The sequence below is a fragment of the Nonomuraea sp. NPDC050680 genome (assembly GCF_040654555.1).
Taxonomy (GTDB): domain Bacteria; phylum Actinomycetota; class Actinomycetes; order Streptosporangiales; family Streptosporangiaceae; genus Nonomuraea.
Map to the genome: position 1 here is coordinate 339,717 of NZ_JBFAIF010000002.1, position 23,337 is coordinate 363,053.

The window sequence follows — 23,337 nt, forward strand, 5'->3', positions numbered from 1 at the left end:
GGCGGTGAACAACGGCTGTGCGGGGGTACGGCTGTGGTCCGAGGGGCTCAACCGGGCGCTGACCAAACGATCACTGGCCGCCGCGCAGCAGGAAATCCACTCAGAAACAGCGTCAGGAGACGCACCATGCGCAAGATCAACATACGCTGCCTGAGCGCGGCCGCCGGCCTGACCGCCGCCCTCACCGCCGCCCCGCCGGCATCGGCATCGCCCCTTGGCGACAACGTGCGAGACGCTCAGGAAATCATCCAGCTGGTCGCCAAGCAGACCCAATCCGAATCCCTCGACCTGGGCAAGAAGGGACTCAGCCTGGGTGACGAGCGCATCATCGCCGAAGACCTGTACCAGGACGGCAAGAAGATCGGCGACCACAGCGTCGTCTGCGTCTACGTCCACATCGACCCCAGCCAGCTCCAGTGCGTGGGCACCTTCGCGCTGCCCCGGGGACAGATCGCCGGACAAGCCCTGCTCCACCTGCCCCCCGCTCCCGCGATCGACATCCCCATCACGGGCGGCGCGGGCGCGTACAGCACAGCTCATGGCTACGTCCACACCGTCCCCGCCGGGGAGACCGAAAGGCGGCTCACTTTCCACATCACCCACTGACCGCTTGGGTATGTGTCCCGTTATGTAGGGATATGGGGGTGATTGCGTGGATGGGATCGCCGATATGGGGGGCACCGAGGGCTGGGGTCCCACCCATCCGCCAAGAGGCGATGAACCGGTCTTCAAGGAGCCCTGGCAGGGGAGGGCGTTCGCGCTGACGCTGCTGTCCATCCGGGTGTCCGGGCGAAACCTGGACGCCTTCCGGCATGCGCAAGAGCGCCTAAACCGAGGCGCCTACCTCGACGACGGCTACTTCGGCCGCTGGCTCAACGCCTCGGAGCTGATGCTCACCGACAGCGCCATCCTCGCACCGACCGCGATCGACGCCCGCGCTCGCAACCTGCGCGGCGAAGACGTTGAGGAACCACCGATCCCCGAACCCGCGAAGCCCGACTACACGCCGACCGCTGCGGGCGCGCTGCGCTCGGTGGACGTCCCTCCGGCCTTCGCCGTCGGCGAGCGGGTACGGGCCAAGGACATGTCGCCGCCCGGGCACACCAGGCTGCCGGGTTACGTCCGGGGACATACCGGCGTAGTCGACCTCATCCAGCCCGCCGCGCTGCTGCCGGACACCAACGCGCACTTCCTGGGCGAGAACCCGCAGCACGTCTATTCGGTGCGGTTCGACTCACGGGAGTTGTGGGGCGCCGACGCCGAACCCTTCACGCTCACCGCGGAGCTGTACGAGAGCTACCTGGAGGCACTCTCATGACCACCGGCCGACATCTCCCCGCGGCGCTGCGTACCGAGGCGCTCGAACAACTGCTCACCGAGCGGGGCCTGATCGACCCGAAGGCGATGGACGGGATCATCGCCAACTACGAGACCAGCGTGGGCCCGCTCAACGGCGCCAAGGTGGTCGCCAAGGCGTGGACCGACCCGCAGTACCGGCGACGGCTGCTCGCCGATGGCACCGCGGCCATCAAGGAGCTGGGCTTCAGCGGGCCGCAGGGCGAGCACATCGTCGTCGTGGAGAACACCGCGACCACCCACAACGTGGTGGTCTGCACGTTGTGCTCGTGTTACCCGTGGCCGGTGCTCGGCCTGCCGCCGAGCTGGTACAAGGACCCGGCCTACCGGGCGCGCATGGTCAAAGAGCCACGTACGGTGCTGTCGGAGATGGGGCTCGAACTCGCCGACGACGTACGGATCACCGTCCGCGACTCCACCAGCGAAGTGCGCTGGCTGGTGCTGCCCGAACGCCCGGCAGGCACCGAGGACCTGTCGGAGGAAGAGCTCGTGTCGCTGGTGACCCGGGACGCGATGGTCGGCGTGGCCAAGGTCAAGGCGCCAGGCACCCCGCTGGACGCAGCCGAGGTCAAGGCGCCATGACCACCCCGCTGGACGCCGAGGGCCCGGCCGCACCGCCCCGCTCCAACGGCGAGCTGGTGTTCGCCGAGCCGTGGCAGAGCCGCGCCTTCGGCATGGCCGTCACCCTGTCCGAGGCGGGCGTCTTCACCTGGCCGCGGTTCCGGGCCGCCCTGATCGCCCGCATCTCGGCCTGGGAGACCGCACCGGTCCAGGATGAGCGCTGGAACTACTACCAGCACTGGCTGGACGCCCTGCAGGATGTGCTTGCCGGCCAGGGCACCGTGTCCGCCGAGGAGGTCACCGCCCGCGCACGTACCCTGGCTCGACGCCAACCAGGCCACGACCACCCGCACCTCCGCTGACTCGTCTAGCCGACCGTATGCCAAGGCTCACTCATCGCGCGCCGTCGACTGCTGGGGCCCCGGTGCCAAGTGTGACGTCGGCGATCACCTCGGACAGTGGATGATTCGCACGTAGATCGGCATACCGGAGGGCTACCCGGCGAGCAGCCCGGACGGGTTCGACAGCGGGATGCCAGGCGTAAAGCACGCGCCTGCGCTGGGCGTCCCATCCCGTACGCCACCAGTAGCGTTCACCGTCGCACCAGACGACCAGGCCGACCCACACCGACACGAGAGCCATCCCGTAACCCTCGTGAACGTCAGCGTGGATACCCAGCGTTTCAAGCTCATCTCTGAGCTGTTCTGCGGCAGCGGGGGCATGGCGGCCGGAGCTGGAGTTCAAGGTTTCCGGGGGAGTGGCTGACATGTCACCAAGCATCACGGAGAGTTACGTGCCACTCCAGGGACGTGATGTGGCACATGGAGACCCTCCGAGCGACACCTGCCACACTTGGTGGCACTTCGATCAGGACTCGACACCCAGGAATGTCGCGATCTCGGCCTGGTCTGCACGAAGTGCCCGCGACCTGTCCTCAATGAGCTGATCCACGACACGTCGGGCGAACGACTGGTACTTGAGCCAGTGCGGTACCCGAGTCCGTAGGTCGTGAAGTATCGCCCAGGACTCCGCCGCATTTCGCGCAGAGGCGTTGGCGCTGGCGACGTCGAGCATGTACCGGTGCTTCGTGCTGCTGGACAGCCGGTTCGACAGCCGTACGGTGTTGTGGATCTCCAACGCCCGTGAATGGTCGCCACGCACCACGGCGTACTCCACGGCCTTGATCTGGATCAGCTCGGGGGAGAAGCCGGCGAAGGTCGATGCTCCTCGTGCTGCCCACAGCGGCGGGGCTTGGAGCTCTTGTTCGCTGATTCGGTGCGCACCCGCTTGCGCGAGTGTGAGCATGTCATCGGCTTCGTCGCCCTGGTTGTTCCGTACGGCTGCCGCGGAGGCCCACAGCAGTAGCCATCCCCATGTGGCGAACTCGGCCGGATTCCCGGTCGAGAAGCGAGGCTCGATCGCCTGCGCCGTCGTAAGCGCCGCACGCCGGGAGTCTTCCAAGCGCCCCTCACGGAGAAAAAGCCAGCACTCGTTGAAGACATGCCACGCGGCCAGCAACGCGTCATCGGCCAGTTCCGCGTGCGCGATGCCCTCGGTGATCGCCTGATAAGCGAGGTCGTACTGCTGAAGTTGAATCAGTGCCTGCGCGGAGAACTGGAAGGTCTGGGACAGCAGCGTTCTGGCCGCACGCTCCGACGGTGCGTCATTCGCTTCGGCCACCAAGGTCATCGCTTCCAGAAGCAGTGAAGGGATGGTCTGCACCACCGCGCGGTAATCGTCCTCGCGGTACAGCCCGTTGGCGGCGAGGAAGGACCCCCGAACGGTCTCGTACGTGACCGGCCCGTCGAGATCAGGTATGTGAACGCCTGTCAGACCGCGTATCGGCTGAAGCGTGCGCCGCAGGGCGAAAAGATCGGCGTGCACACTTTCGTCCTGGGGCGACACCGGTTCCGGCGAAGGCCGGAACAGCTCTGAGGTCCGCACGTCCAACGCCTGCGCCAGCTTGCGGAGGGTGGAAACTCGGGTGCTCTTGCGGTCGTTCTGTTCGAGCTTGCGGATCGTGGACACGCTGACGCCCGAACGTTCTTCGAGTTCTTCCTGGGTGAATCCCTTGCTCACCCGGATGCGCGCCAAGTTGTCGCCCAGCGCTGATTCGGTCGCCATATCCAGAACACCTCTAGGGGTCGTGGGGGCCTTCTCCGAGAGTAGCCGCCTGGAACCGGTCTCTTTCGGCGAATCGGCGCGGGGATGTTCGTCCTCCTTGTCAGGTGGCGCATCAGTTGGCCGTGTACCACGCAAAGATGATCTACTGTTCCCCATGGGCTTACGTCGCTCGATTCGGCCATCCAGGAGGCTCTGCACGGCGAGCGCCTTGATGGTCTTGGCATGCAGCCTGATCGGCTGCAGCCTCGGTTATGAGGGCACGTACGGTGGCGGCCAGCTATGCGTAGACCGGGCGAACCGGGAGAACGCTCTGTATCTGAAGGCGATCGGGGCCGTTCTGCCATCGGGCAAGCGTTTGAGTGTCGACGAATGGAACAGATGCGACTCCGCCAACAACGGTGCCGGACTGTCCGTTCTGGTGAGCCCAGAACTCCCACGTGATGAGCTGTGGAAGGCGTTCGTCGAGGCGGGGTGGTCGCCCGCCTCGCAGGAATGCACTCCAAGCTGTACGGAATTTCAGCTTGTCGACCAGGTGGGCCCGCGGCTCATCGGGATCGCCTTCGAAGAGATCACTGACACTTCTCCAAAAGGCCAACAAGAGGGCTTGTCGGTCAGCGTGGCCGCGGCTGACTCCTGCTGGGACGACCGCGGGTACAGGTGCGGCTAAGCGGCGTCCGTTACTTGATCAGCTTGGGCGATACCGGGCGCGATGTCCACGATCCCCTTTCACACTCCTCCCGTGAAATCGGGTGCCTCTAGGAAAGGGCGTCCGGAACCGCGCGCGCGGGATCGGACGCCCGGTCGCGGCCGCTCGGGAATCTGAGCACCAGGACGGCGGTCAGGACGAGAGCAATTGGGACTACGCGACCGCACCCAACTCGCCCTGCACCTGTCCAGGTCGTAAGGGGGCTTTCAGGAGTCGCCGAACTCCAGGTCCAGTGCCCGGGTGAAGTCGGCCACCGCCTCCTCGTGCCGCTCCATCTCCTGCAGCACTTCTCCCCGCACCCGGTAGGCCCAGATGTAGTCCTCGTCCAGCTCGATCGCCCGGTCCAGGTCCTTCACCGCGCCCTCGTTGTCGCCCATCTCGCTGAGCACCGCCCCACGGCTGCCCAGCGCCCGGTCGTTGTCCGGGTCGAGGTCGATGGCCCGGTTCAGGTCGGACAGAGCCTCGTCGTAGCGGTCGATCATGCGCAGGGCCTCGCCGCGCCTGCTGTACGCCCGTACGTACTCGGGCTCCACCTCCAGCGCCCGCGTGTAGTCGTCGATGGCCTCGGTGTACAGGTGCATGCGCTGATAGAGATCGCCTCTGGCCAGCCACGAGTACGCCAGTTCCGCGTTCAGGGCGATGATCTTCGCGTGCTCCTCCAGCGCCTCGTCCAGGCGGCCGAGATCGGCGAGGGTGTCCGCCTTCGCCTCCAGGATCCACAGCGATTCGGGCGAGAGGGTGAGCGCGTGCTCGAAGTCGGCCATGGCCTCCTCGAAGCGGCCGAGCGAGGCGTACGCCTGGCCGCGCGAGCCCAGGGCGTACCCGCTGTCCGGCTCCAGCCGCAGTGCCTCGTCGAAGTCGGACAGCGCGGCCTCGTAGCGCTCGATGATCCGGTGACTCTCACCGCGCAGCCGCCAGGATCGGGCATTGTCCGGCACGAGCGCGATCGACTCCGTAAGATCGGCGATGGCGGCGTCGTGTCTCGACAGCGCGATGTACGACTCGGCCCGGCTGCGCAGCACCGAGGCCCGCGACTGTGCGGCAGCCTCGGAAAGCTCCGGCTTTTCGTTGATCCCCTCGCTCATGATGGGAATCTATCTAACTAAATCTGGATGATGGCCGCCTTTTCCCGGGTGTATTCGAGGACCGAGTCATGCCCGTAGCCGCTGTCCTTCACGCCGCCGAACGGCAGCCCCGGCGGCATCTGCCGGAAGGTGTTCACCCACACCGTCCCGCTCCGCAGATCGCGGATGAACCGGTGGGCGCGGCGCAGGTCACGCGTCCACAGGCCGGCCGCCAGCCCATACGGCGAGTCGTTGGCGATCGTCAGCGCCTCCTCGTCCGTCTCGAACGGGATCGCCACCGCCACGGGTCCGAAGATCTCCTCCTGGCAGATGCGCAGCGCGTTGTCGCCGGTCGTGTAGAGGGTGGGCGCCACCCAGTAGCCGCCGGGCAGATGCGGCACCACCTCGGCGCCCGCCCGGCCGCCGAACACCAGCTCCGCGCCCTCCTTCTCGGCCACCTCCAGGTAGGAGACGACGCGCTCGTACTGGCCTGCGGACACGATCGGGCCCATCGTGGTCGCCAGGTCGAGCGGGTCGTCCAGGATGAGGCTCTCGGCGATCTGCCGGGTACGCTCCAGCACCTCGTCCCAGACGGACCGGTGGACCAGGATCCGCGAACCGGCCACGCAGACCTGCCCGGCGTTGCCGGTGAAGATGGAGTTCACGGTGATGCCCTGGGCGGCCGCGTCCAGATCAGCATCAGGAAAGACGATATTTGGTGATTTGCCGCCTAGCTCGAAGGTCATCGGCTTGAGCGAGTCGGCGGAGGCCCGGGTGATGGCCTGGCCGGTGGCCGTCGAACCGGTGAGGCTGATCTTGCCGACGCCCCGGTGCCGTACCAGGGCGTCGCCCACGTCCTCGCCCAGGCCGCTGACGATGTTCAGCACTCCGGGCGGGAACACCTCCGCGAGCAGCTCGCCCAGCCGCAACACCGACACGCTCGCCTGCTCGGCGGGCTTGACGATGACCGTGTTGCCGGCAGCGAGGGCGAAGGCGGCCTTCGCGGAGAACGTCGAGATGGGGGAGTTCCACGGGATGATGCAGACGGCCACGCCGTACGGCTCGCGCCGCGTCAGACCCAGGGCGTCGGGCCCCAGGATGACGGTGTCGCCCTTGACCGCGTCCAGGCACTGGCCCGCGGCGAGCTGCCACAGGTGCGCCATACCCGGAAGGTCCTTCTTGAGTGTGTCGCGCAGGATTCTGCCGTTGTCGCGCGTCTCCAGCCTGGCCAGCTCCTCGGCGTGCTGGGCGAAGAGCTCGGACACCTTGCGCAGGAAGTGTGCCCTGCCCAGCGCCGGCATGGCCGACCAGCGGGGGAACGCCTCCTGGGCCGCCGCCACGGCCGCCTCGGCGTCCTTGGGGCCGCTCGCCGGGATCCGGGTCCACACCTCGCCGGTGGCCGGGTTGACGGAGTCCATGGTCTTGCCGTCGGCGGCCGGGACTAGCTTGCCGCCGATCAAGTTGCGATAGTCAGCCACGAAGCCAAGCATATGCTTGCTTGTCTTGTGTGGGCTAGGGACCCGTGACCGCGCCGCCTGTGATCCGGCGGGTAACCAGATCCGCATTCGGAAGCCGCGCTGAGCTCACCGGCAATCGCTGCCCCGGCCTGCGAAGGCGGCAGGCCGGGGCAGCGGCAGGAGCGGTTACGGTCCCGCGTAGGCGGCGATCCTCTGGTGATCTTCCTTGGTGAGCGGCACCATCAGACCCGCCTTCTCGTGTGCGAGTTTCGCCAAGAGCGGCTGCATGTTCTGGACGGACACGGTGATGTCGACGAATGACACACCTGCGCTTACGTCGACACCGGCCGGAAGCGGAATTGTCATGCTCGTAACTCCGCCATTCGCCGACTCGGGGGGCTCGAGGTTGGACAACTGGCCCTGCGTGCGACCCGCTCCCCTGATGGTGAACAGGACGATACCCGCCAGGGCCAGACCGCCGACGACGGTGACCATGGCCAACCGCTCCGACCCGCTCACCCTCATGCGGATGAAGGCGCCGACCTTGAATTCCACGTTCGCGGGCTGGTTTGAAGCCGACGCTTGGATCGTGTTATTTCCCTCGCCGTTGCCGAGCCCCGCCGAGCCATTGCTCTTGAACGGGGTGACGACGAACTCGTCCACGTCCGCCAGTGAATAGGTGTTGAACGCGCCTGAAATAGGGAACTTACTGTGTGCGGCAATCGTATAATTATCTCCCTCGGGCATGCCGCCCTTGGCGCCTGGGAAGTAGACCCCCACCTGGTCGTCCGATTGGTTCACCGCCCAGATATGGTTGAATTCATCCAACCAGAAAATCACCTGACCGATCTTCGGATTGATGCCGTTGCCGATCGGGCCGATATGGGTCATTGCCCCCGGACTCCCCTGAAGGGCTCCCGCGATCTTGCCGATGGTCGTCCCGACAGAGAGAGCAGCATCCAGCCAGCCCATCATGAACTCCTTTTGGATAATACTTCCGACCGCACCGGTGGGGCGGCGTGAAGATGTGGCCATGGGCTCTCGGCCATGAAGTCCGGTCTGCGTCAGGGTAGGTCCCGCTAAATCTCCGCGACCTTTGGCCGGCCCATGCGCTGAAGCTATCAACGGCGTCCAGGTTGCGGGGAAACCGCCCCGGCTTCATTGTGCACATGTCAGCAAGATCTTCCTTTCACTGGATCGATGGTCGCCATGGTGATGTTTTGACCAATTCCGACACTCGTCGCCGTTGATCACTTTCATGGAATTCTTGAACAATGGCCCGCCAGGCAGGGGTTTACGGGCGAGGCGAGGCGGCCGGACGTCCAGACGGACGTCTTCTGTCTCCGGACCCCCTGCCCGGGCCGCACGCCGCGGCCCACCCGTCGCCCATCCAGGCGCTGTGATTGACTCTCTGTCATCAGTCAACTCCGTTATGTGAGGAGAGGCCATGCTTCTGGATCCCAAACTCGCCAGCCTCCACGTCGCGCTCAACGCCGATGGGCGCATGGAGGCGTTCGCCCGAGGCATCGACAGCACCTTGCAGCACGCCTGGCAGGTCGGCCCCAACAGCGACTGGGCCGAATGGGACAGCCTCGGCGGCGTGATCGTCGCCGCCCCGACCGTTTTCCGCGACGCCGAAAAATGCCTCAAGGTGTTGGCCCCAGGCATCGACAACGGCATTCACTGCATGCGGCAGAAGAGCCCTGGCGTATGGGGCGAGTGGACCGACCTCGGCGGCGAGTCCTTCGGCAGCGAAGTCGCGGTATTCCAGGACGCCAACGGAGGACTGACCGCCTTCATGCGCGACATCGACAACACCCTTCAATGCGCCTGGCAGACCACCCCCGACGGCGAATGGACAGGGTGGAAGGACCTCGGCGGCCAACTGCGCAGCGACCCGGCGGTGTTCCAGAATGCCGACGGACGGCTGGAGGTGTTCGTACGGTGGGCCGACAACGCCGTATGGCACCTCGGGCAGACCACCGCCAGCGGTGCCTGGGGCGAATGGGCGAGCCTCGGCGGCAGCGTGGACACCGATCCGGCGGTGTTCCAGAACGCTGATGGTTGCCTGGAGGTGTTCGCGCACCACCCCGACAACACCCTGTGGCACATCAGGCAGACCAGCGCCAACGGCGCCTGGGGCGAATGGGAGGACCTCGGCGGGGAGGTCGTCGGCATTCCGGCGATGTTCCTGGACAAACACGACCGCCTCGTCGTCCTGGCCCGAGGGTCCGAAGACTCCGTGATCTACGAGATCGCCCAGACCGAGGATGGCTGGGGTTCGTGGACTTCTCTCGGTGGCGAGGCCGCCGGCGATCCGGTTCTGGCCCGCAACGACGACGGCCGGCTGGAGGCCTTCTACCTCGGCTACGACTCCGCTGTCTGGCACAAGTGGCAGGTCGACGACGGCAGCTGGAGATCCGACTGGGAATCCATGGGAGGGGTCATGGCCGACTTCTGACCCAGCTGAGGACGTCTGTGCTGGAAGAACATGACGGCGGGCGCCGGCCCGCGCCCGCCGCGCCACAACCCCGGTCGGCGTGTCCCGGCCCGCGTACTGCGGTCGCAGCGGCGCGGGTCGGTACCACCGGATGAGGGAATGCGCCCAGCTCAGACCTAGCGTGTAGGGGTGCTACATCGCGCTGATCGAGTTGCCGTGGCTGCCGAGGTAGCGGCCCACGTCACGACGGGCAGGGTTCGGTGACCAGCGCTCAGCGGTCGATCCGGCTGATGGTGTACATCTGCGGGGTGGCGTCGAGCTGGGCGCGCAGTTGCCGGCCACTGCCCACGTTGGAGGCGGGCTTGTGGTCGCTGATCACTACCGGCCGTTCGTCCTGCCACCATTCGCACTGGTCGCCGCCGCCCAGGAACCTCCACCGCTGGCTGGAGGAGCCTACGGCGCAGACGTAGCCGTCGCTGGAGTCCAGCCAGTAGCCGGCGTAGGGACCGTCGTCGATCTTCATTCGGCAGCTCCAGCCGCCGTCCTCTTCCTGGCCGTCTACGACGCGGAAGCGCGCCTGAGCGGAATCGACGGCGCCCCAGCACAGCCACTTGGTGTCCACCAGGCGCGAAGGGTGGTCGACGGTGGACTGTGTGCCGTATGCGAAGTCCAGTCGGCTCTGGGGGTGGAGCTCCGTGCCCCGGTAGATGGAGAACCGTCCTATTGGAAGTCCCATAGATCCCTCGCTAGCTACTTTATGTATTCATACATGTACAGCGTGTAGCTACCCAGGATTGGAACGGCCGCACCCAGACCAGTGGGACAAAGGAGAACGGAAGCTCGTTACGGCTGTGGGATGCCAAGGTCCGAGGGGTGTTGAGTTGAGGTGGGGCGTTTGGTGAGGTCGGGGTCGAGTTGTTCCAGCAACCGCTGGACCAGGGCCGCCCGGCGTACTCGCTCCCGGCCCAGTTCGCGGGGCACCGAGCCGAGGTGAGCGCCGGACGGGTAGATGTTCGGCGCGTTCCGCAGGCCCATCTTCAGGTAGACCGGGGCGGTCGCCCGGACGATCTCCACCGCTTCGTAGAAGCGGACGAACCCGCCCTGGTCATCGGGCACTTCCAGATACAGGTCGATCGGCAGGTCGGTGGCGGCGCGGATCTCGGCCAGGTGCGGGACGGTCAGGTCGGTGCCGACGTTGAGCGTGCTCGCGCCGAGCCGTTCCAAGATCGTGGCGGTGGGGCCGTTGGTGAGCGGCAGGAGCACGGAGGTCTTCAGCACCAGGGAGGAGGGGAGCGCGCCGTCGGCCTTCATCGTCGTGAGCACCTCCAGTGTGCCGAGATCGCCGACGAGCAGGCTGCGGATGCCCAGCTCGCAGGCCCGCAGCGCATCGGCCACGCAGGCGGCGACCATCGCGTTGCCCCTGGCCGCGGCGCCGACCGCCTGGGTCACCTTGGCCTGGCCGCCGGTGTCCCAGGCGGCGCGCGGGCCGAGGAACAGGTTGATCTCGATGCCACGCTCGGCGCCGATGCGCGCCATGCGGGTGATCTCCGCGTCGGACAGCATCATCACGCCGCTGCCCTGCGAGGTCCGGTGCACGGGTACGTTCAGGAGGTCCCCCTCCGCGACGACGGCCTCCAGGACCTCCGGCCCCTCCACGCTGGGAATCTCGAACCGGTACGGAGAGCCGTCCGCGAACCGGGCCACGGAGGGCACGGGGGTGGTCACCACCGGATGTCCTAGGCGAGCCATCAGGGCGTGCAGGTCGGCAAGGGTGGTCATCGGTCAGTTCTCCTCGTAGATGATCTCGGCTCGTAGACGAGCCCGGCGCGACCGAGAGTGGTGCGGCGGCCCCCGGCCGAAGTGGGGTTTTTGTAACACTATGACTGCTCCGCTGTCAGGTATCCGTGTCGTCGAGGCGGGCGCCTTCAGCGGCCGAGTCGCCGGCGGGCGGGCCTAAGATCGGGGTATGGAGTTGGCCCCCGGAGTGCATGTCGCCATCACCGATCGCCACGGGGGCGTGAGCGCCGCGCCGTACGCGTCGCGCAATCTCGGCGGGCTGGTCGGTGACGACCCCGAGGCGGTGCGCGCCAACCGGGCGGGCGTCGCGGCCGAGCTGGGTGTGCGGGCCGTCGTGTTCATGCGGCAGGTCCACAGCGCCGACGTCGCCTACGTCAGCGAGCCGTTCGGCGACGACGCGCCGCCGCTCGACGGCGTCTTCACCACCGAGCCGCGACTGGCGCTGGCCTCTCTGGGCGCCGACTGCCCGGCCGTGCTCGTCGCCGACCCGGTCGCGGGCATGGTGGCCGCCGCTCACTCCGGACGTCCGGGCACCGAGGCGGCCATCGCGACCGCCCTGGTCGAGGCGATGACGGCCAAGGGCGCGGCACCCGCGCGGATGGTGGCGCTCATCGGGCCCGGCGCGTGCGGCCGCTGCTACGAAGTGCCTGCCGACCTGCGCGAACGGGTCGCATCTCAAGTGCCGGAAACCTGGTCGACCACCTCGTGGGACACTCCCGCGCTGGACCTGCGGGCGGGCATCGAGGCTCAGCTGCGTACGGCGGGCGTCGCTGACGTACGACACGACGCCCGGTGCACGATCGAATCGCAGGAGCTCTACTCCCACCGGCGTGAGCAGCCGGGCGGCCGCTTCGCCGGCCTCATCTGGCTCACCTGACCCCCGACGCCCCCTGGATCAGCCCTTGCCGTTGCCGGAGAAGATCCCGTTGACCACGATGATCGCGAACCAGATCGGCGCGATCACCCACATCTCCTTCTGCCCCATGATCACGGCCAACGTCAGGAGTGTGCCGAGAGCCATCGAGACGATCGCCAGAGCCAGCCGTTGACCGTCGCCCGGCCGCTGGTGTTGCTGCTTGGCCTTCTTGCCCTTGGGGTCCGCGGCGGCGAGCCGCTCGTCGACCCGTCGGTCGACCTCCTGCCCCATCTTGTCGAGGAACGACTCGACTATCGCATCCTCGAAATCGGGACCGAGGTCCCGTCGGGCGCCCACCGCCGCCCGCAGCTCATCACCGGTACTCATATGTCGAGATATAACGGGATAATGGGCTATCGGGCAAGGATATCGTCAAGGTTGTACGAGACCGGCCTCTCCAACTGCTCGTACGTACACGATTCCGGCGTGCGGTCCGGCCGCCACCGCCGCCACTGCGCGGTGTGCCGGAACCGGTCGCCCTCCATCTGGTCGTAGGCCACCTCGATCACCAGCTCCGGCCGGAGCGGGATGAACGACAGGTCCTTCTTGGCGTTCCAGCGCGACACCGCGCCGGGCACCCGCTGTCCGCCGGTGGCCGGCCCGGCCGTCGGCTGCCCGACGGTGGCCGCCGCCTGCTCGGCCCAGTGGCCCCAGGGATGCTCGCCCAGCTCGGCGATGTACGGCTTGAGCTCCTCGACCAGCTCGGCCCGGCGCGCCATCGGGAACGACGCCGCCACGCCCACGTGATGCAGCCTGCCATCGTCGCCGTAGAGGCCGAGCAGGATCGAGCCCACGATCGGCCCGGTCTTGTGCTCGCGATAACCGGCCACCACCACGTCGGCGGTGCGCTCATGCTTGACCTTGAACATCGTGCGCTTGTCGGGGATGTACGGCTGGTCGCCGGGCTTGACGATGATGCCGTCGAGCCCCGCCCCCTCGAACATCTCGAACCACTCGCCCGCCTGCTCGGTGTTGGTCGTGACCGGGGTCAGCCGGATGGACCTGCCCTTCTCCGGGAAGATCTGCTCCAGCCGCGCCCGCCGCTCACTGAACGGCGCCTCCATCAGCGACTCGTCGCCCAGCGCCAGCAGGTCGAAGGCGACGAACGACGCGGGAGTGCGCTCCGACAGCATCGTGACCCGCGACTTCGCCGGATGGATGCGCTGCTGCAGCGCGTCGAAGTCGAGCTGCGACCCCTGTGGCAGCACGATCTCGCCGTCGACCACGCACCTGTCCGGCAGCTCCGCTCTGACCGCCTCGACCAGCTCGGGAAAGTAGCGGGTGAACGGCCGTTCGTTGCGGCTGCCCAGGTAGACCTCGTCACCGTCGCGGAACACGATGCACCGGAACCCGTCCCACTTCGGCTCGTAGAACAACGTGCCGTCCTGCTGGGGCATCTTCTTGACCGGCTTGGCCAGCATCGGCGCCACCGGCGGCCGGACCGGCAGATTGGGCACCGGCTCCGGTTCCGGCACTTCGGCGACCGGTGCCTTGGCCGGTGCCTCGCCCGGCGGTTGGGCCGGCGCCTCGCCCGGTGCTCCGACGGGCGGTTGGGCCGGCGCCTTGCCCGGTGCTCCGACGGGCGGTTGGGTCGGCGCCTCGCCCGGTGCTTCGCCCGGCGGGTCGACCGGCGCCTTGGCGGGCGGCTGGGTGGGTTCGGTCATGTCGTCGACTCCCTCGTGTACTTGCAGAAGAGGACCCCCTCCTCCTCCAGCACCTGGCTGAGCCGCAGCTCGACCTGTGCCGCCTCGCCGTTGAGAACGCGCGCCGCCCCGCCCCCGACCAGCAGCGGGCTGATCGACAGGCAGAGCTCGTCGATCAGGTCGGCCGCCGCGAGCTGGCCGTTGAGCCGGGGGCCGCCCTCGCACAGGATCCGCGTCAGGCCGCGCTCGTGCAGCTCACGCACGGCCACCGACATGTCGACCCGGTCGCCGCCCGCCACGACGACGTCGGCCACCCGGGCGGCCTCGGCGCGGAGCTCGGCGGGCGCGGCCTCGCAGGTGATGACGATCGTCCGGCTCACGGCCTCGGTGAACAGCGGACTGCCCAGATCGAGGTCGAGCCGGCGGGTGACCACCGCGAGGGGCGGAGCCGGCGGTCGGTCTCTCCGCAACTCCTTCCAGGAGTCACGTGGCTTGACCGCGCCGTATCCCTCGGTACGCACGGTCGCGGCGCCCGCCATGACCACGTCGGCCAGGCCGCGCAGGATCCGGAAGATCCGCCGGTCGCCCTGGCTGGACAGCCCACCTGACAGGCCCTTCAGCCAGGCGGCCCCGTCGGCGCTGGCGACCATGTTGAGGCGCAGCCACGGCCGGTCCGCCGGATAGGCATAGGCCTGCTGAATATCTGGATCGTCCTGAATGTCGGGATGGATGCGACGCACTCCTCTACCTTGGCACACGCCTCCGACAACGAGCCGACGGAGGACCCTCGACAACGGCGCTGCGGCCCAGGCCGGGCGGCGCTGGTGGGTCCAGGCCGGGCGATCGATGGCGGCGCTGGTGGGTCCAAGCCAGGTGATCGACGGCGGCGCTGATAGGTCCAGGCCGGGCGATTGACCGCCCGGACTGGGCTCAGAGATAGCACTTTGGCGTATCTAGGGACGTACGCAGCGTGACGCGCATAACGTGGCAGCAGGGGAATCGGGGCACTTGAGGGAGGGCCCAGTGGGGTTGATCACCGCTGTGACATGGCTGTTCACCGCGCTTGTGGGGATCTACCTGCTCTATCTGTGGTTGTCGGGGGGTGGGCTGCGGCAACAGGCGACGAAGGTCACGCGCTTTCCGGTGACGCTGATCTTCTCCCATCCGGTGCTGGGGGTGGTCGCGCTGGCCTGCTGGGTGGCCTTCCTGCTCACGGGCAACCGCACGCTGGCGTGGACGGCGTTCTTGGTCCTGGCGGCGGCGGCCCTGCTGGGCTTCGTGATGTTCACCCGCTGGCTGGGCGCCGGCCGCCACGCACGGGGCGCGGAGCGACGCTTCCCACTCCTCGCGGTACTCCTGCACGGTGTGGCGGGCGTGGCCACATTCGTCCTGGTCATCCTCACCTCAAGCGTCGCGGGCCTGCTCTGAGGGCCCGTGATGAGCCCTCTACGGCCGCGACAGGACCTCTACGGGCGGCATGAGGCGCGTTGGGAAGGCCCGGTCTCACCGTCTCGTCACGGCGCCCGGCCGCCTCCACTGCAGGAGCGTCCCCCTGGACAGACGCCGACCCCGTATGGCGGGTGGGGCTCGCCGTGCCTGCCGTAAAGAAGGCTTCTAAAAAGACCGTGCCTGCCGTTAAAACTGCTCCTATGAAAGCGGACGCTGGAGGACTTGCATGCTGCGGGAGGTCACTGTCACCTGGGAGGAGGGGGCGTATTCGCCGTCGCAGACCCCCTTGTCGTCGGTGTCCAGGATCGGCAGCCAGTGGTCGCCGAATTCCGCGCCCGGCAGCGTGAACGTCATGTCCTCATGGTGGGCGTTGATCAGCAACAGGAACGAGTCGTCCACGATCCGCTCACCGCGCGTCCCCGGCTCCGTGATCGCCTCGCCGTTGAGGTAGACCATCAGCGACTTGGCGTAGCCGATGTGCCAGTCTCCGGCCGTCATCTCCGTGCCGCCCGGCGTGATCCACACCAGGTCGCGCTTGCCGTCGTCCGGGTGGCGGCCGTGGAAGAAACGGCGGCGCTGGAAGACCGGGTGCTCGCGCCGCAGCCGCGACAGCTTGCAGACGAAATCCAGCAGGTCGGACTCGGTGTGGACCTGCGACCAGTCGATCCAGGCGAGCTCGTTGTCCTGGCAGTAGCCGTTGTTGTTGCCCCGCTGCGTGCGGCCGAGTTCGTCGCCGTGGGAGAGCATCGGCACCCCCTGCGACAGGAACAGCGTCGTCAGGAAGTTGCGGCGCTGGCGGTGGCGGAGCCGGACGATCTCCGGGTCCTCGACGGGCCCCTCGGCGCCGCAGTTCCAGGAGCGGTTGTCGTCGGTGCCGTCGCGGTTGTCCTCGCTGTTGGCCTCGTTGTGCTTGCGGTCGTACGACACCAGGTCCGTGAGGGTGAAGCCGTCGTGGCAGGTCACGAAGTTGATGGAGGCGACGGGCCGGCGGCCTGAGGTGGCGTAGAGGTCGGCGGACCCGGTCAGGCGGGAGGCGAACTCGGGCAGCGCCGAGTGGGTGCCACGCCAGAAATCCCGCACTATGTCGCGGTATTTCCCGTTCCACTCTGTCCACAATGGCGGGAAATTTCCGACTTGGTAGCCGCCGGGGCCGACGTCCCACGGCTCCGCGATCAGCTTCACCTGCGAGATGACCGGATCCTGCTGGATCAGATCGAAGAAGGCGCTCAGCCGGTCGACGTCGTGCAGTTCCCGCGCCAGCGCCGCCGCCAGGTCGAACCGGAACCCGTCGACGTGCATCTCCAGCACCCAGTAACGCAGGGAGTCCATGATGAGCTGGAGCGCGTGCGGCGAGCGGACGTTCAGTGAGTTGCCGCAGCCGGTGTAGTCGAGGTAGTAGCGCCGGTCACCGTCGTGCAGCCGGTAGTAGGCCGAGTTGTCGATGCCCCTGAACCCCAGCGTGGGCCCCATGTGGTCGCCCTCGGCCGTGTGGTTGTAGACCACGTCCAGGATGACCTCGATGCCCGCCTCGTGCAGCGCTCGCACCATGGCCTTGAACTCCAGCACCTGCTCGCCGCGCGTGCCCGAACTGCTGTAGCGGCCGTGGGGGGCCAGGTAGGCCATCGTGTTGTAGCCCCAGTAGTTGGTCAGCCCCCGCGCCACCAGGAAGTGCTCGGGCACGTAGTGGTGCACCGGCATCAGCTCGACCGCCGTCACCCCGAGCGAGAGCAGGTGGTCGATGATCGCCGGGTGCCCCACGCCCGCGTACGTGCCGCGCTGCTCCTCGGGCACCGCCGGGTGGCGCATGGTGAGCCCGCGCACGTGCGCCTCGTAGATCACGCTCTCGTGGTACGGAGTGCGCGGTGGCCGGTCGTTTCCCCACTCGAAGAACGGGTTGACGACCACGTTCTTCGGCATGAAGGGCGCGCTGTCGGCGGAGTTGAGCCGCGTCGGGTCGGTGAAGTGATACGGGAACAGCGATTCGTTCCACGTCAGATCACCGTCGATCGCCTTGGCGTAGGGATCGAGGAGGAGCTTGGCCGGGTTGCACCGGTCCCCGTGCGACGGCTCGTACGGGCCGTGCACGCGGTAGCCATAGCGCTGTCCCGGCGCGATGCCCGGCAGGTAACCGTGCCAGACGAATCCATCGACTTCCGGCAGATCCACGCGTTCTTCGGAGCCGTCATCGTGAAAGAGGCATAGCTCAACTCGCTCGGCCACCTCGGAGAACAGTGAGAAGCTGGTGCCCACGCCGTCCCAGGTGCCGCCAAGTGGATAGGGCTCGCCCGGCCAGACCTCGCGCATGTGACCCAATTGTCGCACGCGATCGCAGTCCCGTTAGAGGAGTTCGGCGTTGAGGCTGATCGTCGTGCCCGTCAACGCCTTACTCACCGGGCAATTCGCCTTCGCGGTTTCCGCCGCCTCCTGGAACTGCTCGGCCGTGATCCCGGGCACCTGCCCCTTCACGGTGAGGACGATCCCCGTGATGCCCTCACCGGGCTGGAACGTCACGTCCGCGCTGGTCTGCAGCGACTCCGGCGGCGTGCCGGCGCCGGCCAGGCCGTGCGAGAGCGCCATGGAGAAGCAGGAGGAGTGAGCGGCCGCGATGAGCTCCTCGGGCGAGGTCTTGCCGTTGGCGGCCTCGGCCCTGGACGCCCAGGAAACCTCGAACGTACCGACACCCGAGGTGTCCAGCGACACCGTGCCCGACCCGTCGAGCAGCGCGCCCTTCCACTGAGTGGTGGCGGTGCGAGTGGTGGCCATAGTGGTTGCTCCCTCTGGTCGTAGGAATTCCGACCCTATCGCGAGCCCGACAAAGTTCTGCGGCTCGGTCATCCGTGTGCGCATTTGCGGCGAATAATGACATGCTCGGGTCGCGGCGCACCCGCCGCCTTGGTCCGGATCACGGGAGTGTGGTGCCAGTGGAGGCACCGTACGACGACCGCCTGCTGCACCAGCGGGTGGTCGGCGGCGACGAGGCCGCGCTCGGGGAGGTCTACGATCGGCTCTCCTCGCTGATCTTCGGTCTCGCCCTGCGTGCCACCAGGGACCGGGTGATCGCCGAGGACATCACGCAGGAGGTGTTCCTGGTCTTCTGGGAACGGCCGCTGGCCTACGACCCAGATCGTGGCACCCTGCGCGCGTGGCTCGCCACGATCGCCCACCGCCGCGCGGTCGACCACGTACGGGCCGAGGAGCGCAGGCGCGTCTCCGCGCTGGGCCCCCGCCTGTATGAGCCCGAGCCCGCCAGGCTGGAGGACAACGTGCTCGCGGCCGACGAGGCCAAGCGGGTACGGCAGGCGGTGACGGCGTTACCCGACGGCCTGCGGGAAGCGGTCGAACTGGCCTACTACGGTGGGCGGACATACCGCCAGGTGGGCGAGGAGCTGGGCGTGCCCGAGGGCACGGCCAAGTCGCGGATCCGGCTGGCGCTACGCCGCCTGGCAGACGCGCTGGCAGAGGAAGAGGTGTGATGGAGCCCGTCGAGCGTCTCTACCTGGACGCGCTGATGGAGGACCCGGCCGTACCGGAACGCTCCCTGCGGCCCCAGCTCCTGGCCGGAGCCAGGGCCCGGCGCCGGCCCGCCGCGCCCACCGCCCCCTGGGCGCGGCCGTACGCGGGGCGCGTCGCCGCCATGGACGCGCTGCTCGCCTCCGCCGTGGAGGACGACTGGTCACGGGTCATCGTCGAGGGCTGGACGCTCCAGGAACTCGTCGCCCACCTCGCCGCCAAGGACGGCCTGCTGGCGGCCTCGGTCGGCGCCCCCGTACTGGGCCCGGCCATCGGCGCGAGCGACTCGCTCGGCCGTACCGCCGACGTCCAGAACTACGAGCGGGCCCGCAGCCCCGAACAGACCAGGCGCGACTGGCGCGCCCAGGCCGACGCCCTCTGCCGGCACCTGGCCGACCTCGACCCCGGCACCGCCGCGAACCTCGACGGCCTTGACGCGCCGGTGTCCGACCACGTGCTGGCCCGGTGCCTGGAGACGTGGGTGCACACCGACGACGCCGCCCGCACCGGCGGCCGCCGGCTCCCCGACCCGATCCCCGAGCACATCCACCCGACGGCCGACCTGTGCGCGCGGCTGCTGCCGTGGACGATGCTCCTGTCCGGCCTGGACGGCAGCGGGCGCACGCTCCTGCTCACGCTGACGGGGCCAGGGGGAGGGGAGTGGCACGTTCCGCTGGGCGTGGCGGACGGCGCCGACGGTGGCGGCGCCCCGGACGCGCACATCACGGCGGACGTGGTGGGGTTCTGCTTCCTGCTGGGCGGGCGGGGCGACCCGCGGTCGTTCCCCGCCGACCTCGAAGGCGACCTCGCCCTCGCCCACGACGTCCTCAACACGGCCCCGGCCCTTTCGGGCCCCTGACGCCCGCTTCTCCGCAGGCGGTCAGGGCCGGGTCCGTGTCACCACCGTCTCTAGGATCCGCGGCGTCAGGGCCGGGTCCGTGTCACCACGGTCCCTAGGATCCGCGGCGTCAGGGCCGGGTCCGTGTCACGTCCCTACTGCGGCTGGGTCTGTGTCACCAGGTCCCTGGCGTATTCGTCGTCGCTCTCCGCCAGCACGCGCTTGGCGCCCTGCTCGGCCCGCGAGTCACCCCGCTCGGCGAGCCCGCGCGTGGCCTCCGCCACCGTACGGAAGTCGGCGTCGTCGAGGCGGTCGGCGAGTGCCTCGCGGATCTGCGGCGTGTCGGCCTTGAGCGAGGCAAGCCCGGCCGTGGCCCAGTCGCGGACCTCCGCCTCGTCGTCCCGCGTCATGCCGATCAGCAGCTCCAGCCCCTCCTCGTGGTCCGGCGGCAGCACGTCGGCCAGCGCGATCGCGTCGGTCATGGTGCGCCGGTGATCCGGCCGGCCGATGATGTCGAGCACCTGCGGCAGCGCCCGGGGGTCGCCCTGATGGCCGAGCGCGGCCAGCACCGAGCGGAGGACCTGTGGGTTGCCCTCGGTGGTGGCCATCTTCTGCAGCAGCGGCAGCGTCTGCTCAAGGTACGGCTTTTCGTCGTCGGCGAACCCGAACTGGGCGATCGCGTCGACTCCGAACTCCCGCTCCCTGGCGTCCTCGCTCACGCACAGCCCGGCCAGCACCTCGTACGTCTCATCGTCGGCCCGCTTGCCCAGCGAGTCGGCGACGATCCACCACGTCTCGGCGTCCTCGTCGGTGTCGCGGTGCGCCAGGGCCCGCGCCACGAGCTGGTCGGCCGGCGTGTGGACGCCGGTGACGTCCTCCAGCAGCGTCGCGATGGCGGCGTGCCCGCGCTGCGCCTGCACCTGCTCGGTCTGCTCGCCGTCGGGGGAGCGCCCGGCCACGGTGACGAGCTCGGTGCCGTCCTTGGCGAACTGGCGCGCCACGACGTACTCCCAGTCGTCCTGGCCGATCTGGTCGAGCAGCGCGCTCTCCAAATGCACCCCCACCCAGTCGACGGCGATCTCGAGCGGGCTGTCGCCGTCTCCGTCGTACTTGGCGGCGTCGGCTCCGCTGTCCAGCAGCAGCCGTACGACGCCCAGGGCGCCGCGCCTGGCCGCCAGCGAGAGCGGGGTGTCGCCGACGTCGTTGGCGGCGTCGATCTCGGCCCCCGCCTCGACGAGCAACTCGGCCGTCTCGGCGTGCCCCTTGGCCGCGGCCCAGAGCAGCGCGGTCCAGCCGCCGCTCTCCCGGCCGTTCACGTCGGCCCCGGCGGCCAGCAGCAGGCCCGCGACCTCGGCTCGGTCCCAGGCGGCCGCCGCGCAGAGCGGCAACCCTTCTTCCTCGCCCGCGCTGACCTGGTTGGGGTCGGTGCCACCGGCGAGCAGCTCGCTCACCTTCTCCGACTCGCCGTTCAACGCGGCCCGGTAGAGCTGTTCCTCATGCATGACTGGACCCTAGCTTGGATCGGGCTCCGGCCGTGTCAGCCCCTCGGGAGCGCGATGAGCAGTTCGAAGTATGGATGAGCAGTTCGGAGTATGACTGTTCCTTCTCCGGGAGGATCCCGATCGTCCCGAAACGCGATATGTTGCGAGTATGACTGACCCTGGCGAGGTTAGGGCCTCGGACGCCGAACGTGAAGCCGTCGTGGAGCAACTCCGCGTCGCCTCGGTCGACGGGCGGCTGACGCTCGTCGAGCTGACCGACCGCACGGAGGCCGCCTACACCGCTTCCACGCACGCCGAGCTGGCCCTGCTCGTCCAGGACCTGCCCGCCTCGGGCGCCGCGCCCGTGCCGCCGGTCCATCAGGAGGGGCCCACGCGCAAGCGGCGCTGGTTCGTCGGCGTCATGGGCGACTCCAAGCGGCGCGGCACCTGGCGGATCGACCAGGAGCTGGGCGCGGTCGCCGTGATGGGCGACGTGCTGCTCGACCTGCGTGAGGCCGAGGTCCGTACGAACCTGGTCGACATCATGGCCGTCTCGGTGATGGGCGACGTGAAGATCATCGTCCCCGACGGCGTCAACGTGGACCTCGACGGCATGGCCATCATGGGCGACAAGCGGGTCGACGTCCTGGAGGCGGCGCCGGGCACCAACGCACCGGTCATCCGGGTGCACGCGTACGCGGTCATGGGCGATGTGAAGGTGATCGGCGACTCCCAGGCGCAGCCGCTGCAGCGCGGCCTGGCGGCGTGGCGCGAGCAGTGGCGCAAGCTGCACGGAGACGAGTGGCGCAGCATGCGCAGGCAACTCCGCGACGACCACCGCGACCTGCGCCGCGACCTGCGCCGGGGCTACTGAGGCGTCAGGTGCTCGGCAGCGCGTCAGGTGCCCGGCAGCAGTACGTCGTGCGCCGGGGCTACTGACGCGCTCATGAACCCATCGCCGCCATCAACGGCAGCGGGTTGATGTAGTCGCGATAGTGCACGATGAGTCCGTCACGCACCCGGATCACGGCGATGACCCGCTGCGTGAACGGCGCCCCGGTGGCCCTGACGTGACCATGGACGGTGTACTCGACGATGACCACCTCGGGATCGGCCGTCTCGTGGATCACCACATCGACGTGCCTCTCGAACTTGATCAGCCGCCCACCCGTGGCCATGAACGCCCGGATCTCGTCCCGCCCGTTGAGGGTCTCCGGGACGCCATCGGGACGGTACGGCCACTCGATGACGCCATCGGGGGCCATCAACTCCACGAACCGCTCCACGTCCGCCGACAGGCTCGTCTCCAGCACCCGCTCAGCCACCTCGCGCACGTTCACAGTTATCCCTCTTTCGTTGAACGCGTGTTCATTGAACGACCGTATAGCGAAGTCTGGGTTTCAGTCAACGCCCGTACAATGAATCGGTGTCCGACGAGAAGCCGCGCCGTACCCGAGCCGAACAGCGCCGTGAAACCGAGGCCCGGATCCTCGCCGCCGCCCGCGCCACCTTCGCCGAGCTCGGCTACGAGCGCACGACGATCCGAGGGGTGGCGTCCACCGCCGGGGTCAACGCGGGGCTGGTGATGCACTACTTCGGCAGCAAGGAGGAGTTGTTCTCGCGCTCGGCCATGCTGCCGGAGGAGGAGCTGCCGGTGGGACATCCGGCGGAGGCCCTGCTCACCTCGCTGCGCCGGCGACTCGACGACGAACCGGTCGCGTCGCTCGTCGTGCTGCGTTCCATGCTCACGCACGCGGAGGCGTCGGGGGAGTTCCGGGTGGCGGCGTCGGCCTGGCTCGACCGGATGGGGGCGGCCATCCCGGCCGCCGATGCCGAGCTGCGGGCCGGGCTGATCAGCGCGATCATCAACGGGGTGGTGCTCGATCGCTACCTGCTCAAGCTGAGCTCCCTGGCGGACGCGCCCGCCGACGACATCATCGCCCTGCTGCGGCCATGCTTCGAGAGCTTGGCGGGCGAGTCGCCCTAGCTTCGTAC

At 68.3% G+C, this 23,337-nt stretch carries 24 protein-coding genes; 11 read left to right on the forward strand and 13 right to left on the reverse strand.

Annotated elements, in window-relative coordinates:
• Positions 1-126: 126 nt before the first annotated feature.
• Genes AB0H88_RS08045 through AB0H88_RS08060 form a run of 4 tightly spaced genes read left to right on the forward strand, consistent with a single transcriptional unit; the run spans position 127 to position 2,279 of the window.
• Positions 127-606, forward strand: a complete 480-nt coding sequence (locus tag AB0H88_RS08045; protein WP_357642554.1) for a hypothetical protein — start codon at positions 127-129, stop codon at positions 604-606.
• Positions 607-652: 46 nt separating this feature from the next.
• Positions 653-1,318 carry a nitrile hydratase subunit beta gene (gene nthB, locus AB0H88_RS08050; RefSeq protein ID WP_357642555.1) on the forward strand — a complete coding sequence of 222 codons (666 nt, stop codon included), beginning with the start codon at positions 653-655 and terminating at the stop codon, positions 1,316-1,318.
• Complete coding sequence (nthA, locus tag AB0H88_RS08055; protein WP_357642556.1) at positions 1,315-1,938, forward strand: nitrile hydratase subunit alpha; 624 nt, start codon at positions 1,315-1,317, stop codon at positions 1,936-1,938. The genes nthB and nthA overlap by 4 nt, the downstream gene beginning before the upstream one ends.
• Positions 1,935-2,279 (forward strand): nitrile hydratase accessory protein, encoded by a 345-nt coding sequence (locus AB0H88_RS08060; protein WP_357642557.1) that lies wholly within the window; start codon positions 1,935-1,937, stop codon positions 2,277-2,279. Before nthA ends, AB0H88_RS08060 begins: the two co-directional genes overlap by 4 nt.
• A gap of 505 nt (positions 2,280-2,784) precedes the next feature.
• On the opposite strand, the gene AB0H88_RS08065 is transcribed toward AB0H88_RS08060, so the two are convergent.
• From AB0H88_RS08065 to AB0H88_RS08080, 4 genes are all read right to left on the reverse strand, one after another.
• On the reverse strand, positions 2,785-4,041 hold the full coding sequence (locus AB0H88_RS08065) for a helix-turn-helix transcriptional regulator (protein WP_357642558.1): 1,257 nt from the start codon (positions 4,039-4,041) through the stop codon (positions 2,785-2,787).
• A gap of 912 nt (positions 4,042-4,953) precedes the next feature.
• On the reverse strand, positions 4,954-5,832 hold the full coding sequence (locus AB0H88_RS08070) for a tetratricopeptide repeat protein (RefSeq protein WP_357642559.1): 879 nt from the start codon (positions 5,830-5,832) through the stop codon (positions 4,954-4,956).
• A 17-nt stretch (positions 5,833-5,849) separates the two neighbouring features.
• Positions 5,850-7,289, reverse strand: a complete 1,440-nt coding sequence (locus AB0H88_RS08075; protein ID WP_357642560.1) for an aldehyde dehydrogenase family protein — start codon at positions 7,287-7,289, stop codon at positions 5,850-5,852.
• Between the two features lie 165 nt (positions 7,290-7,454).
• Positions 7,455-8,243: a hypothetical protein gene (locus AB0H88_RS08080; protein ID WP_357642561.1), complete on the reverse strand. Its 789-nt coding sequence runs from the start codon at positions 8,241-8,243 to the stop codon at positions 7,455-7,457.
• Positions 8,244-8,715: 472 nt separating this feature from the next.
• On the opposite strand from AB0H88_RS08080, the gene AB0H88_RS08085 reads away from it, so the two are divergent.
• Entirely contained in the window at positions 8,716-9,729 is a 1,014-nt protein-coding gene (locus AB0H88_RS08085) for a hypothetical protein (protein ID WP_357642562.1), read from the forward strand.
• Between the two features lie 250 nt (positions 9,730-9,979).
• On the opposite strand, the gene AB0H88_RS08090 is transcribed toward AB0H88_RS08085, so the two are convergent.
• Together AB0H88_RS08090 and AB0H88_RS08095 are read right to left on the reverse strand one after the other, a co-directional pair.
• On the reverse strand, positions 9,980-10,444 hold the full coding sequence (locus tag AB0H88_RS08090; RefSeq protein ID WP_357642563.1) for a hypothetical protein: 465 nt from the start codon (positions 10,442-10,444) through the stop codon (positions 9,980-9,982).
• A gap of 107 nt (positions 10,445-10,551) precedes the next feature.
• Positions 10,552-11,487, reverse strand: coding sequence for a hypothetical protein (locus tag AB0H88_RS08095; protein ID WP_357642564.1), 936 nt, complete (start codon positions 11,485-11,487; stop codon positions 10,552-10,554).
• Positions 11,488-11,674: 187 nt separating this feature from the next.
• Here AB0H88_RS08095 and pgeF point away from each other — a divergent pair, with 187 nt between their 5' ends.
• Complete coding sequence (gene pgeF, locus AB0H88_RS08100; protein ID WP_357642565.1) at positions 11,675-12,382, forward strand: peptidoglycan editing factor PgeF; 708 nt, start codon at positions 11,675-11,677, stop codon at positions 12,380-12,382.
• 18 nt (positions 12,383-12,400) lie between these two features.
• Here the strand turns inward: pgeF and AB0H88_RS08105 are convergent, their stop codons facing one another.
• Genes AB0H88_RS08105 through AB0H88_RS08115 form a run of 3 tightly spaced genes read right to left on the reverse strand, consistent with a single transcriptional unit; the run spans position 12,401 to position 14,804 of the window.
• Positions 12,401-12,748: a hypothetical protein gene (locus tag AB0H88_RS08105; protein ID WP_357642566.1), complete on the reverse strand. Its 348-nt coding sequence runs from the start codon at positions 12,746-12,748 to the stop codon at positions 12,401-12,403.
• 26 nt (positions 12,749-12,774) lie between these two features.
• On the reverse strand, positions 12,775-14,085 hold the full coding sequence (locus tag AB0H88_RS08110) for an ATP-dependent DNA ligase (protein ID WP_357642567.1): 1,311 nt from the start codon (positions 14,083-14,085) through the stop codon (positions 12,775-12,777).
• Positions 14,082-14,804, reverse strand: a complete 723-nt coding sequence (locus AB0H88_RS08115; protein ID WP_357642568.1) for a pyrimidine reductase family protein — start codon at positions 14,802-14,804, stop codon at positions 14,082-14,084. The genes AB0H88_RS08110 and AB0H88_RS08115 overlap by 4 nt, the downstream gene beginning before the upstream one ends.
• 283 nt (positions 14,805-15,087) lie before the next feature.
• Here AB0H88_RS08115 and AB0H88_RS08120 point away from each other — a divergent pair, with 283 nt between their 5' ends.
• The gene (locus AB0H88_RS08120; RefSeq protein WP_357642569.1) at positions 15,088-15,492 is read left to right on the forward strand and encodes a hypothetical protein; all 405 of its coding nucleotides are present in this window, start codon (positions 15,088-15,090) and stop codon (positions 15,490-15,492) included.
• Positions 15,493-15,711: 219 nt separating this feature from the next.
• Here AB0H88_RS08120 and glgX read toward each other — a convergent pair whose 3' ends face one another.
• Together glgX and AB0H88_RS08130 are read right to left on the reverse strand one after the other, a co-directional pair.
• Positions 15,712-17,817, reverse strand: a complete 2,106-nt coding sequence (gene glgX / locus AB0H88_RS08125) for a glycogen debranching protein GlgX (RefSeq protein ID WP_357642570.1) — start codon at positions 17,815-17,817, stop codon at positions 15,712-15,714.
• Positions 17,818-17,850: 33 nt separating this feature from the next.
• Positions 17,851-18,276: an OsmC family protein gene (locus AB0H88_RS08130; protein ID WP_357642571.1), complete on the reverse strand. Its 426-nt coding sequence runs from the start codon at positions 18,274-18,276 to the stop codon at positions 17,851-17,853.
• A 152-nt stretch (positions 18,277-18,428) separates the two neighbouring features.
• On the opposite strand from AB0H88_RS08130, the gene AB0H88_RS08135 reads away from it, so the two are divergent.
• On the forward strand, positions 18,429-18,986 hold the full coding sequence (locus AB0H88_RS08135; RefSeq protein ID WP_357642572.1) for a sigma-70 family RNA polymerase sigma factor: 558 nt from the start codon (positions 18,429-18,431) through the stop codon (positions 18,984-18,986).
• The gene (locus AB0H88_RS08140; RefSeq protein ID WP_357643148.1) at positions 18,986-19,882 is read left to right on the forward strand and encodes a maleylpyruvate isomerase family mycothiol-dependent enzyme; all 897 of its coding nucleotides are present in this window, start codon (positions 18,986-18,988) and stop codon (positions 19,880-19,882) included. Before AB0H88_RS08135 ends, AB0H88_RS08140 begins: the two co-directional genes overlap by 1 nt.
• 134 nt (positions 19,883-20,016) lie before the next feature.
• Here the strand turns inward: AB0H88_RS08140 and AB0H88_RS08145 are convergent, their stop codons facing one another.
• The gene (locus AB0H88_RS08145; protein ID WP_357642573.1) at positions 20,017-21,363 is read right to left on the reverse strand and encodes an ankyrin repeat domain-containing protein; all 1,347 of its coding nucleotides are present in this window, start codon (positions 21,361-21,363) and stop codon (positions 20,017-20,019) included.
• A gap of 148 nt (positions 21,364-21,511) precedes the next feature.
• Between AB0H88_RS08145 and AB0H88_RS08150 the strand changes: the two genes are divergently transcribed.
• Positions 21,512-22,216 (forward strand): DUF1707 domain-containing protein, encoded by a 705-nt coding sequence (locus AB0H88_RS08150; protein ID WP_357642574.1) that lies wholly within the window; start codon positions 21,512-21,514, stop codon positions 22,214-22,216.
• 70 nt (positions 22,217-22,286) lie between these two features.
• On the opposite strand, the gene AB0H88_RS08155 is transcribed toward AB0H88_RS08150, so the two are convergent.
• Positions 22,287-22,682 (reverse strand): nuclear transport factor 2 family protein, encoded by a 396-nt coding sequence (locus AB0H88_RS08155; protein ID WP_357642575.1) that lies wholly within the window; start codon positions 22,680-22,682, stop codon positions 22,287-22,289.
• A gap of 86 nt (positions 22,683-22,768) precedes the next feature.
• Here AB0H88_RS08155 and AB0H88_RS08160 point away from each other — a divergent pair, with 86 nt between their 5' ends.
• The gene (locus tag AB0H88_RS08160; protein ID WP_357642576.1) at positions 22,769-23,329 is read left to right on the forward strand and encodes a TetR family transcriptional regulator; all 561 of its coding nucleotides are present in this window, start codon (positions 22,769-22,771) and stop codon (positions 23,327-23,329) included.
• The last annotated feature ends 8 nt before the right edge of the window (positions 23,330-23,337 follow it).

What these genes read in the sequence shown, in the direction of transcription:
- AB0H88_RS08140 (WP_357643148.1), top strand. Translation starts at nt 18,986, where the DNA reads ATGGAGCCCGTCGAGCGTCTCTACCTGGACGCGCTGATGGAGGACCCG.
- AB0H88_RS08145 (WP_357642573.1), bottom strand. Translation starts at nt 21,363, where the DNA reads ATGCATGAGGAACAGCTCTACCGGGCCGCGTTGAACGGCGAGTCGGAG.
- AB0H88_RS08065 (WP_357642558.1), bottom strand. Translation starts at nt 4,041, where the DNA reads ATGGCGACCGAATCAGCGCTGGGCGACAACTTGGCGCGCATCCGGGTG.
- AB0H88_RS08070 (WP_357642559.1), bottom strand. Translation starts at nt 5,832, where the DNA reads ATGAGCGAGGGGATCAACGAAAAGCCGGAGCTTTCCGAGGCTGCCGCA.
- AB0H88_RS08095 (WP_357642564.1), bottom strand. Translation starts at nt 11,487, where the DNA reads ATGACCACCCTTGCCGACCTGCACGCCCTGATGGCTCGCCTAGGACAT.
- AB0H88_RS08090 (WP_357642563.1), bottom strand. Translation starts at nt 10,444, where the DNA reads ATGGGACTTCCAATAGGACGGTTCTCCATCTACCGGGGCACGGAGCTC.
- AB0H88_RS08150 (WP_357642574.1), top strand. Translation starts at nt 21,512, where the DNA reads ATGACTGACCCTGGCGAGGTTAGGGCCTCGGACGCCGAACGTGAAGCC.
- nthA (WP_357642556.1), top strand. Translation starts at nt 1,315, where the DNA reads ATGACCACCGGCCGACATCTCCCCGCGGCGCTGCGTACCGAGGCGCTC.
- pgeF (WP_357642565.1), top strand. Translation starts at nt 11,675, where the DNA reads ATGGAGTTGGCCCCCGGAGTGCATGTCGCCATCACCGATCGCCACGGG.
- AB0H88_RS08045 (WP_357642554.1), top strand. Translation starts at nt 127, where the DNA reads ATGCGCAAGATCAACATACGCTGCCTGAGCGCGGCCGCCGGCCTGACC.
- AB0H88_RS08130 (WP_357642571.1), bottom strand. Translation starts at nt 18,276, where the DNA reads ATGGCCACCACTCGCACCGCCACCACTCAGTGGAAGGGCGCGCTGCTC.
- glgX (WP_357642570.1), bottom strand. Translation starts at nt 17,817, where the DNA reads ATGCGCGAGGTCTGGCCGGGCGAGCCCTATCCACTTGGCGGCACCTGG.
- AB0H88_RS08110 (WP_357642567.1), bottom strand. Translation starts at nt 14,085, where the DNA reads ATGACCGAACCCACCCAGCCGCCCGCCAAGGCGCCGGTCGACCCGCCG.
- AB0H88_RS08085 (WP_357642562.1), top strand. Translation starts at nt 8,716, where the DNA reads ATGCTTCTGGATCCCAAACTCGCCAGCCTCCACGTCGCGCTCAACGCC.
- AB0H88_RS08105 (WP_357642566.1), bottom strand. Translation starts at nt 12,748, where the DNA reads ATGAGTACCGGTGATGAGCTGCGGGCGGCGGTGGGCGCCCGACGGGAC.
- AB0H88_RS08060 (WP_357642557.1), top strand. Translation starts at nt 1,935, where the DNA reads ATGACCACCCCGCTGGACGCCGAGGGCCCGGCCGCACCGCCCCGCTCC.
- AB0H88_RS08080 (WP_357642561.1), bottom strand. Translation starts at nt 8,243, where the DNA reads ATGATGGGCTGGCTGGATGCTGCTCTCTCTGTCGGGACGACCATCGGC.